The following is a 17,145-nucleotide window of genomic DNA, read 5'->3' on the forward strand; positions in this document are numbered from 1 at the left end:
CAGCATGCTGAGCAAGCGCTTATTCGCCCAGCGCTATCCGTGAGTGAGAGGCAGGAGCAGGGCATGGCCGAGCCGAGGATCTTCACGTCCGCCGAGGAGTTGCACGCCGGGACGGGCGAGCCGCTGGGGCCCAGCGGGTGGCTGGAGGTGGACCAGAAGCGGATCGACCTCTTCGCGGACGCGACCGGCGACCACCAGTGGATCCACGTGGACCCGGAGCGTGCGGCGACCGGACCCTTCGGCTCCACGATCGCCCACGGCTACCTGACCCTGTCCCTGCTGCCGAGCCTGGTGCCGCAGATCATGCGGGTCGAGGGCATGAAGATGGGCATCAACTACGGGACGAACAAGGTGCGCTTCCCGGCGCCGGTGCCGGTCGGGTCCCGGCTCCGGGCCACCGCTGTGATCACGGAGGTCACGGAGGCCGGGGGCGGCGTACAGGTCGCGGCGACCGTCACGGTCGAGCGCGAGGGCGGGGACAAGCCGGTGTGCGTCGCGGAGTCGGTGTCCCGCTACTACTTCTGATCCCGGACCGCTTCACCACTTCACCGCTTCCGGCTGCGGACTGCTACCGGCTCCGGGGGCGCGCGTTAACCATGCGGAGCACGAGGTCGGCGTAGAGCGCGCCGACCTCGTCGGGTGTGCGCTGCCCGGCCACGCTGAACCAGCGGGCCACGTCGATGCAGAGCGACAGTACGGCGAGGGTGGTGCCCGGCACGTCGGGGACGTCGAACTCCCCCGCCGCGACCCCGTCGGCGAGGATGCGGCGCACGGCGGCGTCGCTCTGCCGGCGCAGTGCCACGATCTCGGAGCGGTGCTCCGGAGCGAGAGCGTCGAGCTCGTACTGGACCACGCGCGCGGTGGTGTGGTGTGCCGCGTGCCACAGCACGAAGGACCGAACGGCGACGTCGAGCCGCTCGGCGGCGCGGCCGGGGCCGTCGGCCGCGGTGGTGAGGATCTCCAGGGCCTTGTCGTGGCCGATCCGGCTGATCCTGTGGAGCAGCTCTTCCTTGGTCTTGTAGTGGATGTAGAGCGCGGCCGGGCTCATGCCGGCGCGGCCCGCGATGTCACGCGTGGTGGTGGCGTGGTACCCGCGCTCGGCGAACGCGTCGACGGCGGCGACGAGCAGCCGCCGCGCGGCGTCGGGGGTGACCTCCGACCACGGCTGGTAGCCGCCGACCGTCTCCTCCGCGCTGTCCATCGCTCGCACTCACCTTTTTCGCCGTGTGGGAGTGAACACCTTACCGGAGGGTGAGCAAGCGCTTAGGGCTTCGGCTGGAAGGGGTCGTACTCGGCCAGGATCTTCTCCATCCTGGCCTGATCGACCCTGCTGACGATCTGGCCCGCCTCCTGCCGGTCGCGGATCACCTTGGCGAGCGTGAAGGCCGAGGTGGTCAGGTAGAGGACGGCGATGCCGAGGAAGCCCCGCACCCACGCGTCCGCGTCGAGGTTGTAGATGCCGACGGCCACCGCGCTCAGCGCGACGCCGAAGGAGGCGACGGCCTGGCCGTAGTACGCCCCCGTGTTCTGCTGCTTGACCGGTGTCTCGTTCATGGCGACAGCATCCGGCGGATGTGGCGGGGCCCACATCCGCGCGGATACTCATGCGCGTACTCAGAAGGCGGAGACTCCGGTGCGCGCCCGGCCGATGAGCAGCTTCTGGATCTGGCTGGTGCCCTCGTACAGGGTCATCACGCGGGCGTCGCGCAACAGTTTCCCGGCCGGGTACTCGTCGATGTAGCCGTAGCCGCCGTGCACCTGGAGGGCGTTGCTCGCGGCCCGGACGGCGGCCTCGGAGGCGAAGAGCTTCGCGGTGGAGGACTCGGTGGCGAACGGCCGCCCGCGGTCGATGAGGTCCGCGACCCGCCAGGTGAGCAGGCGGGCGGCGTCCACGTCGACGGAGATGTCGGCGATCAGCTCCTGGACCAGCTGGTGGTGGGCGATCGGCTTGCCGAACTGCTCGCGCTGGGCGGCGTACGAGACGGCCGCGTCGAGCGCCGCCTGGGCGATGCCGACACAGCCGGCGGCGACCGACATCCGGCCCTTGGCCAGCGCGGACATGGCGACCGAGAAGCCCTTGCCCTCGGGGCCGAGCATCGCGGATGCGGGGACGCGGACGCCGTCGAGGGCGAGTTCGGCGGTGGCCTGGCCTCGCAGGCCGAGCTTGCCGTGGATCTCGCGCCGGGTGAGGCCGGGCGTGTCGGTGGGGACGAGGAAGGCGGAGACCCCGCGGTGGCCGGGTTCGTCGCCGGTGCGGGCGAAGAGCAGGACGACGTCGGCCCAGGTGCCGTTGGTGATGAACATCTTGCTGCCGCTGACCAGGTACGAGTCCCCCTCGCGCACGGCGCGGGTGGTGAGGCTGCCCGCGTCGGAGCCGGTGCCGGGCTCGGTGAGGCCGAAGCAGCCGAGTGCGTCCCCGGAGCACAGGCGGGGCAGCCAGGCGTGCTTCTGTTCCTCGGTGCCCCAGGCCGCGATGGTCTTGGCGACCAGGCCGAGGGAGACGGAGACGATGCCGCGCACCGCGGAGTCGCCGCGGCCGAGCTCCTCGGTGACGAGGACGTAGGAGAGGTGGTCGCCGCCGGAGCCGCCGTACTCCTCGGGGACGGTCAGACCGAGGAAGCCGAGGCCCCCGAGCTTCTTCACGATGGCCCGGTCCACGCTCTCGGCGCGGTCCCACTCGGCCGCGTACGGGGCGACCTCGCGCTCGGTGAACTCGCGGGCGAGCCGGCGTACGGCCTCCTGCTCCTCGCTCAGCTCCAGGTTCACCGGGCACCTCCGGGCCTCTCGTCCGGCCGTTAACTAGCACCGGTAGTTTATGGCAAGCAGGCCCTACTATGTGGCGCATGGCCAGACCGCGCAAGCCTCTCCTCAGCAGAGCCCGCATCGTCGAGGCGGCGGCCGAGCTGGTCGATACGGAGGGGCTGGAGGCGGTCTCGACGCGGCGGCTGGCCGCCGCGCTGGGGGTCAGTGGGCCGTCCCTGTACAACCACTTCCGCACGAAGGACGAGATCCTGGAGGCGGTGGCGGACGCGGTGAGCGCGCGGGTCGACTTGTCGATGTTCGAGGCTCCGGGCCCGGACTGGCGGGGCGCTCTGCACGCCTGGGCCCACTCGTACCGGGACGCCCTGTCCGACCATCCGAACATCGTGCCGGTGCTGGCGCGGGGGCCGGGCCGCCGCCCGGCGGGCCTGCGGCTGGCGGACGCCGTGTTCGGCGCGATGACGGCGGCCGGCTGGCCCCCGGCGCAGGCGACCCGGATCGGCGCGCTGATGAGGTACTTCATCCTCGGCTCGGCGGTGGCCTCCTTCGCCCGGGGTTTCGTGGACGACGAGACGGCATACGACCCGGCGGACTACCCCCACCTGGGCCGGGCCCATCTGCTGGCCGAGCACCAGCGCGAGGTGGACGAGGGCGCCTTCGAAACGGGCCTGGCGGCCCTGCTGGACGGGCTGTCCCTGCAGTACGAGGCGCTGGCGCGCGACGTTTCCTGAGGCCGGGCCGGTCCTCCCCGTCGCGGGGCGGGGCGGGAGCCCCGCGACGGGGAGGACCCCGACGGGAGGACCGGCACACGGAGCACCGGGACAGGAAGGCTCTGCGCGCGAAGGCCGCGCCCGGCGGGAGACGGGCTAGAAGACGACCAGGGAGCGGCCGCCCTTGCCCGCCAGCATGGCATCGAAGGCGGCCGGGATGCCGTCGAGCGCGATGCGGTCGGTGACCAGGGCTCCGAGGTCGAGGCGGCCCGCGCGGACGTGTTCGGCGATCACCGGGAGGTCGCGGGCGGGGTCGCTGCTGCCGTAGACGCAGCCGGTGAGGGTGCGCGCGAAGTGGAAGATCTCCAGCGCGTGGAAGGTGACCTGCTGGTCCTTGCCACCGATGCCCACGACCGTGGTGCGGCCGCCGCGGCGGGTGGACTCCCAGGCTCCGCGGATGGCCTCCGCCCGGCCGACGCATTCGACGGCGACGTCCACGCCCTGGCCGCCGGTGAGCGACCGGATCTGCTTGGCGGTGGTGTCGGAGGCGAGCACGAATTCGGTGGCTCCCGCCGCCCGGGCCAGTTCCTCCTTGGCCGGGGACACGTCGACGGCGATGACCGGGCCCGCCTGCGCGATCCGGGCGGACTGCAGGGCGGCCAGGCCGACACCGCCGACGCCGAAGACAGCGACGGATTCGCCGGGGCGGACCTGGGCGCTGTGGTGGACGGCGCCGTAGCCGGTGAGGACCGCGCAGCCGAGCAGGGCGGCCTCGGCGAGCGGGATCCCGGCGGGTGCGGGCAGCACACAGTTGGCCGCGACGACGGTCTCCTCGGCGAACGCGGCCACGTTCAGCCCCGGGTGCAGCGCGGCGCCGTGCGCGTCGTGCGCGTAGACGGCCCCGACGCCCGTGAGCGCGTTGACGCAGAGCCAGACCTCGCCCATCGAGCAGTGGTGACACTCCCCGCAGGACGGGGCCCAGTTGAGCACGACCCCGTCGCCGGGGGCGACGTGGGTCACGCCGTCCCCGACGGCGAGGACCGTACCCGCGCCCTCGTGGCCGAGGACGGCGGGGACGGGAACCCGCATGGTGCCGTTGGTGAGGGAGAGGTCCGAGTGGCAGACCCCGGCTGCGGTGAGCCGGACCCGGACCTGCCCGGGGCCGGGATCGGGCAGCACTATCTCCCGTATCTCCAGCGGGGCTCCGACGGCGGGCAGGATGGCGGCGCGGACCATGGTCGTCTTCTCCGGATCGGGGCGGCTCGGAACTGGCAGGACAGCTTAGAACTGCAACGACTTGGTCTGGAGGTACTCCGCCAGACCGTGCGGACCCAGCTCGCGGCCGACGCCCGACTGCTTGTAGCCGCCGAAGGGCGCGCGCACGTTGAAGCGGCCGCCGTTGATGTCCACCTGCCCGGTGTCCATGCGGCGGGCGAAGGCCACGGCCGTCTCCTCGTCCGCGGCCCAGACGGCGCCGCCCAGGCCGTAGACGGTGCCGTTGGCGATGCGCAGGGCGTCCTCCTCGTCCTCGTAGGAGAGGATCGACAGCACCGGGCCGAAGATCTCCTCCTGGGCGATGGTCATGTCGGGTGTGACGTCGGCGAACACGGTCGGGGCGACGAAGTAACCCCGCTCGTGCGGCGCGTCGGGGCCGCCGGCGACGAGGCGGGCGCCTTCCTCGATGCCCTTGGCGATGTATCCGCGCACGCGTGCGTGCTGCTTGGCGTTGACGACCGGGCCGAGGCGGGTGGCCGCGTCGCCGGGAGCGCCGGTGGGGTACGTGGCGACGGCGGCGGCTGCGAGCGTGACGGCCTCCTCGTACTGCTCCCGGTGGACGAGCATGCGGGTGAGCGCGTTGCAGCTCTGGCCGCTGTTGTTCATGACGTGGCCGACGCCGGCCGCGACGGCCTTGGCCAGGTCGGCCCCGGGCAGGATGACATTGGCCGATTTTCCGCCCAGCTCGAGGGCGACCCGCTTGACGGCGGCACCGGCGGTGGCGCCGACCTGCTTGCCGACAGCGGTCGAGCCGGTGAAGGAGACGAGGTCGACTCCCTCGTGCGCGGCCAGCGCCTGACCGGCGACCGGACCGGTGCCGGTGACCAGGTTGAAGACTCCGGCCGGGATGCCCGCCTCGTGCACGCATTCGGCGAAGAGCTGTGCGGTCAGCGGGGTGTCCTCCGCCGGCTTGAGGACGAGGGTGCAGCCGGCGGCGAGAGCGGGCGCCACCTTTGCAACGATCTGGTACAGCGGGTAGTTCCAGGGCGTGATGGCTCCGACCACACCGACCGGCTCCAGCAGCACGGTGGAGTTCCCGATCCGCTGCTCGAAGGCGTACGAGGCCGCGAGTTCGGCGTAGGAGGAGGCCACGGCGATCGGCGCGCCGACGTGGACCGCCTCCGCGAAGCCGGGCAGGGAGCCGAGCTCCGCGGTGATGAGCTCGGCGATCTCGCTCTTGCGGGCGACCAGCACGTCGTGGAGCGCGCCGATCAGTGCCGCCCGCTCGGCCGGAGCCGTGGCCGCCCAGCCGGGGAAGGCCTCGCGGGCCGCGCGTACGGCGGCGTCCACGTCCTCGGCGGTGCCGGCCGGAACCGAGGCGATGACCAGCTCGTCGGCCGGGTTGACGACCTCGATCCGGTCGCGTCCGGCGGCGGGCCGCCATTCGCCGCCGATGTACATCCCGTCGTGGGCCTTCATGGCATTCCTCCCGAGCACGCACGAGCGCGTAGACCTGACATCGCCAACACACTACAAACTAGCGTCGGTAGTTTTCGGAAGGCCAGCGGCGGCCGGAATCAGATGATGCCGAAAAGCATCCCTGCGGCGAGGACGACCAGAGAGGTCAGGGCCGCCCATTTCACGGTGAAGCGGGTGTGGTCGCCGAACTCGACCTTGGCCATGCCGACGAGGACGTAGACGGCCGGAACCAGCGGGCTGGACATGTGCAGGGCCTGGCCGACCAGGGAGGCGCGGGCGATTTCGAGCGGCGAGACCCCGTGGGCGGCTCCGGCCTCGGCCAGGACGGGGAGCACGCCGAAGTAGAACCCGTCGTTGGACATGAAGTAGGTGAGCGGCAGGCTGAGCAGGCCGGTGACCAGGGCCATGTGGGGGCCCATGCCCTCGGGGATGGCGCCGACGAGCCAGTCGGCCATGTGCTTGACCATGCCCGTGCCGGTGAGGACGCCCGTGAAGACGGCGGCGGCGAAGACCATGCCCGCGACGTTGAGGACGTTGTCGGCGTGGGCGGCGATCCGGGCCTTCTGGTCGGGCATGTGCGGGAAGTTGACGGTGAGGGCGAGGGCGGCGCCGAGCAGGAACAGCACCGGGATGGGCAGCAGTTCCATGATCATCGCAGCCAGGAGGGCGATCGTGAGGCCGGCGTTGAACCAGTACAGGCGGGGCCGCAGGGTGGCGCGGTGCGGGTCGAGGCCCCGGAAGCCGTCGTCGGGGAGGCCGGGAGCAGGCTCGGAGCCACCCGTGGCGTGGCGGTCGCCCGTGGCGTCGGAGCCGCCGGTCGCAGCGCCCGGCGCACCGGCGGCCGGGCTGGCGGAGGCCCCGGTACCGGCGGCCACCAGCGCGGCGGCGGCCTGCGGCGCGCGCTCCTCCTGGACGTCGCCGTCGGTCTCCGCGTCCGCGTCCTTGCCGCTGTTCTTGTCCTTGTCCTTGTCCGCGGGGAGGACAAGGAGGCCGACCCGGCGGCGCTCCCTCACACCGAGGACGTACGCCAGGACGAAGACGAAGAGCAGGCCCACCGCGAGGGCCGGAATCATCGGGACGAAGATGTCGGCGGCGTCGAGCTTGAGGGCGGTGGCGGCGCGGGCCGTGGGTCCGCCCCAGGGCAGGGTGTTCATGACGCCGTTGGCGGTGGCCGCGACGCCCGTCATGACCACCAGGCTGAGGCCGAGCCGCTTGTACAGCGGATACATCGCCGAGACGGTGATCATGAAGGTGGTCGAACCGTCGCCGTCGAGCGAGACGATGGCGGCGAGGACGGCGGTGCCGACGACGACGCGCATCGGGTCGGCCTTGCAGAAGCGCAGGATGCCCCGCACGACCGGGTCGAAGAGGCCGACGTCGATCATCACGCCGAAGTAGACGATGGCGAACATCAGCATGGCGGCGGTCGGCGCGAGTTTGCCGACGCCGTCGATGACGTAGTCGCCGAGGTGCGCCCCCTTGCCTGCGAACACGCAGAAGAGCGCGGGAATGAGGACGAGCGCCGCGATGGGCGACATTTTCTTCATCATGATCAGGACCAGGAACGTCGCGATCATGGCGAAGCCGAGGAAGGTCAGCATGGGGGGAAGGTAGGTGCCGCCTCCTTACGCCAACAAGACGTCTGAGCGTGAGCAATACGAGCAAAACCCCAGCTCAGGGCAAGGGTGTGAGCTCGACGGGGAAACCGTTGAGCACGGCCGTGCCCGACAGCGGGTCGAGCCGGGTGCCGTCGAGCAGCTGATTGACGTTGACGCCGGGTGTGGCGGAGGCGACCGAGAGCCGTGAACCGGCGCGGTCGTGGCCCCAGCCGTGCGGGAGGCTCACCACTCCGGTACGGACGGCGTCGGTGACCTCGACGGGAACCTCCAGGCTGCCCCCGTCGGCGGTGACCCTGGCCCGCCCTCCGTCGGCCAGTCCCAGCCGGTCCGCGTCCTCCGGGTGGATCTGAAGTGTGCAGCGGTTGGAACCTCCGGTGAGGGCCGGGACGTTGTGCAACCAGCTGTTGTTGGACCGCAGATGGCGGCGGCCCACGAGCACCAGGGCCGTGGGGCGGTCGGCGAGCGCCGCGCGCATCCTGGGGAGCTCGGCCGCGATCGGGTCCGGGAGCAGCTCGATCCTGCCACTGCGGGTCTTCAGCACGCCCGGAAGCCGGGGCCGCAGCGGGCCCAGGTCGATGCCGTGCGGATGCGCGAGCAGCCGCTCCAGGCTGAGCCCGTGCGCGGCCGCCTCCCCCTCTGCGTGCGCCCCGGCGGCGGCGTCCGCCCCGGCGTCGGCCCCGGCGTCGGAGTCGTCGTCAGCCCCGTCAGCACCGGCGAACTGGTCTCCGTACGGCCCGAGTCGGAGCATGAGGTCGAGCCGCCGTTCGGGGCCGCTCCCGCCCGTGAGCAGGCCGGCGAGGCTCGCCGGGTCCTGCCCGTGCACCCGGGAGCGGGGGTCCGCGGTTTCCTTGGCAAGGGTGGTCCGGATGGCCAGTTCGTCGACGGCGTCCGGGGCGGCGGAGCCGTGCATGCCGGAGACGGCCAGCACGAGACGGGCCTGGATCTCGCACTCGTCCATCCGCCCCTCCTCGAGAGGCAGGACGGCCGGCGAGTAGCGCGCCTGGTTGCGCACGGCGAACCCGTTGAACGCGAAGTCGAAGTGCGCGCTCTGGGACGGCGGCGGCGGGGGCAGCACGACGTGGGCGTGGCGTGAGGTCTCGTTCAGGTACGGGTCCACGGAGACCATGAAGTCGAGGCCGACCAGCGCCCGGTCGAGCCGGTCGCCGTCAGGTGCGGACAGGACCGGATTCGCGGCGATGGCGATCAGGACCCGTACTTGCCCGTCACCCGGGGTCTCGATCTCCTCCGCGAGGGCGGCCATGGGCAGTTCGGCCTTGGCCTCGGGGTGGCCGCTGACCCGGCTGGACCAGCGGCCGAGGGCGAACCCCTTGCCAGGGCGGGCGGGCCCGGGTGCGGGAGCCGTCGCGGAGAGCGGGAAGAGAGCTCCGCCCGGCCGGTCCAGGTTGCCGGTGAGGATGTTCAGTACGTCGACCAGCCAGCTGGCGAGCGTGCCGTACTCGACGGTGCAGCTGCCGATCCGTCCGTAGACGGCGGCGGTGGGCGCGGCCGCGAGGTCGCGGGCGAGGGTGCGGATCTCGGCCGCCGTGAGGTCGCAGGCGGGGGCTACGGCCTCAGGAGTGAAACTCCCGAGCGCGGCGGCGAGTTCCCCGAGGCCCTCGGTGTGTTCCTCCAGCCTGCCCGGGGCGGCGAGCTTCTCGGCGAGCAGGGTGTGCGCGAGCGCGGCGAGCAGGAGCGCGTCGCTGCCGGGGCGCGGGGCGAGGTGGCGGTCGGCGAGCCGGGCGGTGCGGGTGCGGCGCGGGTCGACGACGACCAGGGTGCCGCCGCGGGCGCGCAGGGCCTTCAGTTTGCCGGGGAAGTCGGGGGCGGTGCAGAGGGAGCCGTTGGACTCGACCGGGTTGGCGCCGAGGAGCAGCAGGAAGTCGGTGCGGTCGAGGTCCGGGACCGGGATGGCGAAGGGATCGCCGAAGAGCAGCCCGCTGGAGACGTGTTTGGGCATCTGGTCGAGCGTGCTGGCGGTGAAGAGGTTGCGGGTGCCGAGTGCCTTGAGGAGCAGCGGCGGGTAGAGGGCACCCGCCATGGTGTGGACGTTCGGGTTGCCGAGGACGACCCCGACCGTCTGCGCCCCGTACTCCCCGACGAGGGCGGGGACGGCGGCGGCGATCGCGTCGAAGGCCTCCTCCCAGGTGGCTTCCTGCAGCGTGCCGTCACGGCGGACGAGCGGGGCGCGCAGCCGGTCGGGGTCGGAGTCGACGGCTCCGAAGGCTGCGCCCTTGGGGCAGATGAAGCCGCGGCTGAAGACGTCCTCGCGGTCGCCGCGGGCGCCGGTGACCGCGGCGTCCCCGATGGTGAGGGTGAGGCCACAGGTGGCTTCGCACAGGGGGCAGATGCGCAGGGCGGTGCGGGGCATGGGGCCCTCCTGGGGCGGCTGGCTGCGGCACGGATACGCGGGACCACCGAGCATACCGACCGGTAGGCACGGGGGGCAGGGGTCTGCGGGAGCAGCCTTGGAGAGGGCCGCCCGACCGAGCCGCGAGGGCCGGGGACAGCCTGAGCCGGGGACGGCCCGCCGGGGGCGGGGGTCAGTCCAGCACGCGGGACAGGTAGGCGTGCATCATCGCCCGGGTCTCGGCGACGATGCCGGGATCCCCCGCCGGGTCGGAGCGGAACGCCAGCTGGATGAGTGCGTCGGTGGCCTCGACGGCGACCAGTACGGCCCGCTCCAGGGTGGCGTCCGGGGTCAGGCCGAGGTGGGCGCAGAGCAGTTCGGTGAGACGGGCCGCGACCAGGTGGTTGGGGTCGGCCTCCGGGCCGTCGGGCGGCGGCGCGGGCACGCCGAAGTCGACGAGCGCGAAGCCGGGGACGCTGCGCTTCATGGCCAGGTACTCGTCCAGCACCGCGTCGACGACGGGCCGCCAGTCCGTGGCGGGGAGGCCGGCGAGCCGGTCGGCGATGCCGTCGGCGTAGTGGTCCAGGTTGCGGTGGGCAAGGGCGATGGCCATGGCCCGCTTGTTGCCGAAGAAGCGGTAGACCGAGCCGATCGGCACGCCGGCGCGCAGGGCGACGGCGCGGGTGCTGAGGTTCTCGTACCCGGTCTCGTCGAGCAGTTCGGCGCAGGCGTCGAGGATCCGGGCGAGCCGGTCGGCGCTGCGCTGCTGGATCGGAGCGCGGCGCAGGGAGTGGGCGGGAGGCACGGGGTCCATCATGCCGTTCCTCGCTTCTCTGTCGAGCGGAGCACCGGCCTCAGTTCAGCAGGAGGCTCAGCCCGCCGATGGTGTACGTGATCATCAGCGCGAGCAGCGGCAGTTGGCCGGCCACCGCCTTCGCGGGCGGAAAGAGGCGTACGGAGCGGTCGTGGGCGGCGACGACGCCGAGTACGTGGCCGGTGACGACGGCGACGACCTGGAGGGCGGCGAGGCCGCCGGGGCCCAGGGGCGGGACGGGTTCGGGGGCGTTGTCAGTGCCGGCTGCAATGCTTACCGTACGTGGCCCTTCGGTTACCAGGAGGGAGAAGTAGTGGGCGATGAGATAGCCGAGCGCGATCGGTACGAGTGAGTGCGCGAAGGCGGTCAGGGGACGGGGGTGCGGTCCGCTGACAAGGCGGGTGGCCGCGGCGCACGTGCAGTACAGGGTGGCGACGAGGGCGACGGAACCGAGGAGTCCGAGGGTGGCCGTGGGGGTGCGGCCGAGGGGGGAGGTCTGCAGGGTGTTGATCCACGAGGGGTTGTCGGAGAAGCCGTCGTAGGCGGTGGAGCCGAGCAGGACGCAGACGGTGGCGACGAGTCCGGGCCGCTCGGGTGTCGCGTCGAGTCCGTGGAAGGGGTTGCGGAGAACCAGGCGGCCGTCGCTGCGACGGCCGAGGAGGGAGAGGCGGGCCAGGAGGGCGGAATACGCGTCGAAGGCGTCTCCGTCGTCGAACCAGCGCTCGCCGAAGCGGGCGGCGAGCAGGAGCTGGGCGGTGGCGTAGACGGTGAGGGCGATCAGAAGGGTGGTGGTGGACGCGGGATCGGGAGCGACGAGTTCGAGCCAGGTGAAGGCGAACAGCCCGGCGGCGGCGGGCCATTGGCCGAGACGCGGGGGAAGGGGGCGGTCGGGGTCGCGGCGACGCCGGGCACGGCGGAGCAGCCGGTGCAGGGTGCGGAGCGGGTTGAGCAGGCGCCAGACGGGGCCGAGGAGGAGGGAGGCGGGGACGAGTCCGACCCAGAAGAGGACATAGACGGCGCCGGGAGCGGGGTTGCGCGCGGGGTCGTCGGGACCGAGGAGGAGGTGGAGGAGGACCGCCAGGGCAGCGGCGAGCCCGAGTCCGCGCAGGGCGGTGCGGGTGACCGGCGCGTCGGCCACCCGCTGGAGGGCGGCGGGCAGGGCGCGACCCGAGCGGTCGCCTTGGAAGCGGGAGGTGGACCAGAGCAGGCCGAGGGCGAGGAAGGAGATGAAGAGCGCGGCGAAGGCACCGGCGAAGGCGTAGAAGGGAGAGATCGGCAGATCGTGCTGGGAACCGATCCCGTGCGCGAGCGCGGTGAGCGGATCGGCCGGGTAAGGGACCACGTCCTGGCCGTCGCCGCCGCCACCGGCGACCGGGGCGGCACCCGGCCAGACGGCGGTCACCACCGGCCCACCCGGGGCAGTGACCCGCGCGGGCCTCGGCCTGGCATCCCGGACGTGGGCCCGCGTCCGGGGGCCCGGGCCGGGACCTCGTGGGGCGTCGGCCACGGGGGCTGGGCGTCGGCCGCTGCCGGCGGCGTCGCCGGCAGCGGGTGCGGCGAGGTCGCCTGCGGCGGCAGAGGGTGCGGCGTCGGCCGTGTCATCGGGGGCGGCTGCGGGGTCATCGGACGAGGAGCTGGGTCAGGACGAGGGCGGACTCGTGGGTTTCGACCTCGAAGAGGCCGGTGCGGTCGGCCGTCAGGATCAGGGTGGCCTCCTGGCCTGCGGGCAGGGCGAGCTCCTTGTCGTAGCCGTGGACGTGCAGGGTGTCCGCGCGGTCGCTGGTGACGCGCAGGGCGACCCGCTCTCCGCGCCGCAGCTCGGTGCGGGCGGGGGCGGGGCTGACCTTGCCTTCGCGGATGGTGATGGTGACCGTCCGGTCGGCCTGCTCCGGCGGCGCGTCGCCGTGGCTGTGTCCCCCGGACTGGCCCGCAGCGGCGGCGGTGAGCGGGGTCGTGCCCTCGACCGGCTTGCCGGACACCGCCCAGGCGGTGTGGTCGTCCGCGTACAGGCGGACGGTCAGGGTGTGCGCGCCCTCGGGGACCTGCGCGGCGGGCAGGTGGAACCACGGGCCGTACAGTCGGGCCAGTTTGCGGCCGTCGAGCTCCAGGTGGGCGTGGCCGGCGCCCGGGAGGGCGGCGCCGCCGGTGCTGTCGGGGGTGAAGCGGAAGTTCTTCACCGCCAGCTGGAGGTTCCAGCCGTCCTCCGAGTCCGGGCGGGCGGTGAGCCGCACCTCCGGCGCGCCCTCGGCCGGGACCTCGCGGAGCCGGTGACCGGTGCCGTCGTCGGTGGTGAGCAGGGTGCCCGTGCTCCCGGAAGCCTGCTCGTGGGTGGTGCCGGGCTTGTGGTGGGTGGTGGCCCGCCCGCCGCAGGCCGTCGCCGCTCCGGACGCGAGCAGCAGCACGAGGGCGAGCAGGGCCGCGGTGCGGGCGGTCCGGCCCGGCCCGCGGGGCGGGCCGGGCGGCGTACCGCAGGCGTCGCACCCGGTGCGGTCGTCGGGCCGGCCGGTCACAGCAGGCCGCCTGTGGCTGGGGCGGCGGGACCGGCCGGAGCCGGCTCGCGGTCGCCAGCCGGGTCGCCGCTGGAGCCGGAGGGCAGGGCCGGGGTGCCGGGGCGGGCCGAGGCGACGACCGCCCACAGGATCCAGACGACGGCGACCAGGGACCGTACCCAGGCGGGGCTCAGGGGGGTCCAGGGAATCATCAGGACCGCCTTGTCGAAGGCGTCCAGCAGGGTGAGCCCGGCCAGCAGCAGGGTCAGGCGGGCAAGCCAGGGGCGGGCGGGGCGCAGAGCGAGCCCGACACCCGTCCACCACAGTCCGAGGAGGAGCAGTGCCAGTGCGGGGACGAAGGTGGCGACCAGCCCGGTCGTGGAACCGGCCACGTCGAGGGCCAGGCCCGCCAGGCCCAGGAGCGAGGCCGCCGTGCCCAGGCGCGAGCCGCGCAGGCGGCGCCACCACAGCACACCGCCGACCAGGAGCAGGACGCCCGCCACGGCGAGCGCGATCTGGGTCTCCACGCGTTCCAGACCGCGGGCGCCGTACCAGTCGCAGCCGGCCGGGAGTTTGCGTGCCTGGACGCTGTAGTCCGCGCAGACGAGCAGCTGGACCAGCTTCACCGGTTCGCCGACCAGGCGGGCGGACGCCCCGGTGACGTCTCCGCGCGCCTCCCCGCACCGCGGCACGGTGCCCGGCGTCGAGCCGTCGGGGCCGTCCTGCCAGCAGTTGGCGCGCCCCTGGCCGTCCCACCAGACGTCCATGCCGTTGGGGCGGGCGGCTCCGGACTTGTCCTTGCCCATGGTGTTCCCGGCGTACCGGTTGTGGTGGGAGGTGTCGGTCTGCTTCGACCACTTCTCCTCGCCGCGGATGAAGGCGGGTACGGCGCTGAGGAAGAAGCCCGCGCGCCGGTGCCCGTACACCCAGTTGTCCTCGTAGACGTTCCAGTTGCCGCCCGCGGTGATGATGCCGGTGCCCGGCGGCATGGAGATCTGCGGGCAGACGACGCCGCGCTCGTAGCCGCGCTCGACCGGCGGCTTGGCGCAGGTGCCGTCGGCGACGTACCCGTAGTAGTCCTGGTTGTTGTCGTGGATGAGGTTGCGCTCGAACTTGGCGTGGTTCTGCGGGAGTCCGGGGTGGCCGGGGAAGGCGCTGTCCATCGAGGCGCCGCCCATGTTCTGGTCGAACTCGTTGTCGTGCACCCACACCGAGTCACCCGCGGTACCGGAGTAGCCGACCATGTTGTGATGGCTGTGGCAGCCGGTGATCTCGATCGAGTAGCGGGGCACTTCGTAGCCCCGGCCGTCGTTGATGTTGGAGGCGCTGCCGGGGTAGATGCCGGAGTCCCCGTTGCCGTACGACTCGCAGTTCTTGTAGAGCCCGTGGTCGCTGGCGAAGGTGAGGAAGCCGTATTCGTCGTTCCACCGGGTCAGCACGTCGTCGATGACGAACCCGTCGCCCGCCAGCACGTACAGCGAGTTGAAGGTGGTGCGCTGGGCGGTGAAGTTCCGGAAGTAGACGCCGTTGGACTTGTCGGCCCGGATGCCGTTCAGCTTCTGGTATTTGGCGTCGACGATCACGTCCAGGCGGGAGGCGCCCGTGCCCTCGATCTGCAGGTTCGTCTTGCCGAGGATGGCGACGAGGTTCTGGTTGTGCCGGCAGGCGACCTGCTGCTCGTAGGTGAGGATCTGGTAGCCGAGCGCGGAGTTCGGGGCCTTCAGCTCCGCGCACTGACCCGTCGGCTTTCCGAGTGAGGGCTCCTCCTCGTACAGGCCGGGGAGGATCGCGATGTTCATCCCGGGCCGGTCGACGGCGTCGACGGCCTCCTGGAGGTGCCGGTAGCCGCTCTTCTCGCACCGCTCGTACAGGGCGAGGTTCCGCTGCCTGAGCTCCTCGGGGAAGGCGGATATCCGGCGTTCGAACTCGGGGCGGCCCGTCTTGCACACCACCAGGTCGGGCTCGGCCTTGCGGTACTCGGGCACGGATCCGGAGCCGTCGGGAAGGGTGACGGGGCGCTCCTCGTGCGCGCGGGCGGCGGGCGCGGCGGCGAGGAGGGACAGGAAAGCGAGGAGGGCGGCGAGGAGCGCCGCCGGCACGGCAGGGAACCTGCGGGTCCACGACATGCGCGTGAGAGTAGAGCATTGTTCATCTTTTGGGATCCCCCTCTGCATGAATCCGCCGCGAGGGGCGACGCCGCGAAAAGCACCGTTGACGCGCGGGCCGCGGAATCCTACTGTCACCCATAGGATTCCTTCGACGGAGTGGGAGCAGCACATGAGCGAGCAGGCCGGCAACGGCAGCGAGCAGGCCAGGAAGACGGCGGAGGCGCTGGAGTACCTCACCGGCTTCGGCAACGAGCACAGCTCGGAGGCCGTCCCCGGCGCGCTGCCGCTCGGCCGGAACTCGCCCCAGCGCGCACCCCTGGGCCTCTACGCCGAGCAGCTCAGCGGCTCCGCCTTCACCGAGCCGCGCACCCACAACCGCCGCTCCTGGCTCTACCGGATCCGTCCCTCGGCCGCGCACCCGCCCTTCAGCCGGATCGACAACGGGGCCCTGCGCACCGCGCCCTTCACCGAGGCCGCGGCGGACCCCAACCGGCTCCGCTGGAACCCGCTGCCCGACCCGGCCCCCGGCACCGACTTCCTGGCCGGCCTGTGGACCCTCGGCGGCAACGGTGACGCCGCCCAGCGCGCCGGCATGGCCATCCACCTCTATGCCGCCAACGCCTCCATGACCGACCGGGTGTTCAGCGACTCCGACGGCGAGCTGCTGATCGTCCCCGAGCGCGGCGGACTGCTCCTGCGCACCGAGTTCGGCCTGCTCTCCGTCCGGCCGGGCGAGATGGCCCTCATCCCCCGCGGCGTCCGCTTCCGCGTCGAGCTCCAGGACGTCGGCACCGACGGCGCGGCCCCCGCCCGCGGCTACGTGTGCGAGAACTACGGCCAGCCCTTCGAGCTGCCGAACCTGGGCCCGATCGGCGCCAACGGCCTCGCCGCCGCGCGGGACTTCCGCGCCCCGGTCGCCGCGTACGAGGACAGCGAGCGCCCGACCGAGGTGATCAACAAGTTCTGCGGCAACCTCTGGTCGGCCACCTACGACCACTCACCGCTCGACGTCGTCGCCTGGCACGGCACCCACGTGCCGTACGTCTACGACCTGCGCCGTTTCAACGTCCTGGGCTCGATCAGCTACGACCACCCCGACCCGTCCATCTTCACGGTCCTGACCTCGCCCTCCGACACCCCGGGGCTGGCGGGCGTCGACTTCGTGGTCTTCGCCCCGCGCTGGCTGGTAGGCGAGGACACCTTCCGCCCGCCGTACTTCCACCGCAACGTGATGAGCGAGTACATGGGCCTGATCGAGGGCGCCTACGATGCCAAGGCCGAGGGCTTCGTGCCGGGCGGCGGCTCGCTGCACAACATGATGTCCGCGCACGGCCCGGACCGGGAGACCTTCGACCGGGCCAGCGCCGCCGAACTGAAGCCGCAGAAGATCGACGACGGCCTGGCCTTCATGTTCGAGACCCGCTGGCCGATCACCGCCACCGCCCAGGCGGCCGGCGCGGATCACCTCCAGCGCGGTTACGACGACGTGTGGCAGGGTCTGCAGCGCCACTTCCGCGCCTGACCCGCGCTGCGTACGCTCGCCTGCGCCACCCGCCCGCCGCAGGCGCAGGCGCACGCCGCCCGCCGCATGCCGCCCCGCCCAG

At 72.6% G+C, this 17,145-nt stretch carries 14 protein-coding genes; 3 read left to right on the forward strand and 11 right to left on the reverse strand.

What is annotated here, in order from left to right; genetic code table 11:
- Positions 1-63: 63 nt before the first annotated feature.
- Positions 64-525 (forward strand): MaoC family dehydratase, encoded by a 462-nt coding sequence (locus OG429_RS09695; protein WP_328924895.1) that lies wholly within the window; start codon positions 64-66, stop codon positions 523-525.
- A gap of 43 nt (positions 526-568) precedes the next feature.
- On the opposite strand, the gene OG429_RS09700 is transcribed toward OG429_RS09695, so the two are convergent.
- The 3 genes from OG429_RS09700 to OG429_RS09710 form a co-directional block, all read right to left on the reverse strand.
- Positions 569-1,201, reverse strand: coding sequence for a TetR/AcrR family transcriptional regulator (locus OG429_RS09700; RefSeq protein ID WP_328924896.1), 633 nt, complete (start codon positions 1,199-1,201; stop codon positions 569-571).
- A gap of 62 nt (positions 1,202-1,263) precedes the next feature.
- Positions 1,264-1,554, reverse strand: coding sequence for a YiaA/YiaB family inner membrane protein (locus OG429_RS09705; RefSeq protein ID WP_328924897.1), 291 nt, complete (start codon positions 1,552-1,554; stop codon positions 1,264-1,266).
- 60 nt (positions 1,555-1,614) lie between these two features.
- Complete coding sequence (locus OG429_RS09710; protein WP_328924898.1) at positions 1,615-2,766, reverse strand: acyl-CoA dehydrogenase family protein; 1,152 nt, start codon at positions 2,764-2,766, stop codon at positions 1,615-1,617.
- Between the two features lie 77 nt (positions 2,767-2,843).
- On the opposite strand from OG429_RS09710, the gene OG429_RS09715 reads away from it, so the two are divergent.
- Positions 2,844-3,491 (forward strand): TetR/AcrR family transcriptional regulator, encoded by a 648-nt coding sequence (locus OG429_RS09715; protein WP_328924899.1) that lies wholly within the window; start codon positions 2,844-2,846, stop codon positions 3,489-3,491.
- 135 nt (positions 3,492-3,626) lie between these two features.
- Here OG429_RS09715 and OG429_RS09720 read toward each other — a convergent pair whose 3' ends face one another.
- From OG429_RS09720 to OG429_RS09755, 8 genes are all read right to left on the reverse strand, one after another.
- Positions 3,627-4,706: a Zn-dependent alcohol dehydrogenase gene (locus OG429_RS09720; RefSeq protein ID WP_328924900.1), complete on the reverse strand. Its 1,080-nt coding sequence runs from the start codon at positions 4,704-4,706 to the stop codon at positions 3,627-3,629.
- Positions 4,707-4,751: 45 nt separating this feature from the next.
- A complete protein-coding gene (locus OG429_RS09725) occupies positions 4,752-6,164 on the reverse strand; it encodes an aldehyde dehydrogenase family protein (protein ID WP_328924901.1) in 1,413 nt (470 codons plus the stop codon).
- Between the two features lie 98 nt (positions 6,165-6,262).
- Positions 6,263-7,765: a CitMHS family transporter gene (locus tag OG429_RS09730; RefSeq protein WP_328924902.1), complete on the reverse strand. Its 1,503-nt coding sequence runs from the start codon at positions 7,763-7,765 to the stop codon at positions 6,263-6,265.
- 73 nt (positions 7,766-7,838) lie between these two features.
- The gene (locus tag OG429_RS09735; RefSeq protein ID WP_328924903.1) at positions 7,839-10,151 is read right to left on the reverse strand and encodes a molybdopterin oxidoreductase family protein; all 2,313 of its coding nucleotides are present in this window, start codon (positions 10,149-10,151) and stop codon (positions 7,839-7,841) included.
- A 172-nt stretch (positions 10,152-10,323) separates the two neighbouring features.
- Complete coding sequence (locus tag OG429_RS09740; protein ID WP_328930210.1) at positions 10,324-10,944, reverse strand: TetR/AcrR family transcriptional regulator; 621 nt, start codon at positions 10,942-10,944, stop codon at positions 10,324-10,326.
- Positions 10,945-10,984: 40 nt separating this feature from the next.
- Positions 10,985-12,286, reverse strand: coding sequence for a hypothetical protein (locus OG429_RS09745; protein WP_328930211.1), 1,302 nt, complete (start codon positions 12,284-12,286; stop codon positions 10,985-10,987).
- A 277-nt stretch (positions 12,287-12,563) separates the two neighbouring features.
- Complete coding sequence (locus OG429_RS09750) at positions 12,564-13,358, reverse strand: hypothetical protein (protein WP_328930212.1); 795 nt, start codon at positions 13,356-13,358, stop codon at positions 12,564-12,566.
- A gap of 92 nt (positions 13,359-13,450) precedes the next feature.
- A complete protein-coding gene (locus OG429_RS09755) occupies positions 13,451-15,559 on the reverse strand; it encodes a right-handed parallel beta-helix repeat-containing protein (protein WP_328924904.1) in 2,109 nt (702 codons plus the stop codon).
- 151 nt (positions 15,560-15,710) lie between these two features.
- Between OG429_RS09755 and hmgA the strand changes: the two genes are divergently transcribed.
- Complete coding sequence (hmgA, locus tag OG429_RS09760; RefSeq protein ID WP_328924905.1) at positions 15,711-17,063, forward strand: homogentisate 1,2-dioxygenase; 1,353 nt, start codon at positions 15,711-15,713, stop codon at positions 17,061-17,063.
- The last annotated feature ends 82 nt before the right edge of the window (positions 17,064-17,145 follow it).

It is taken from the genome of Streptomyces sp. NBC_00190 (assembly GCF_036203305.1).
GTDB lineage: Bacteria > Actinomycetota > Actinomycetes > Streptomycetales > Streptomycetaceae > Streptomyces.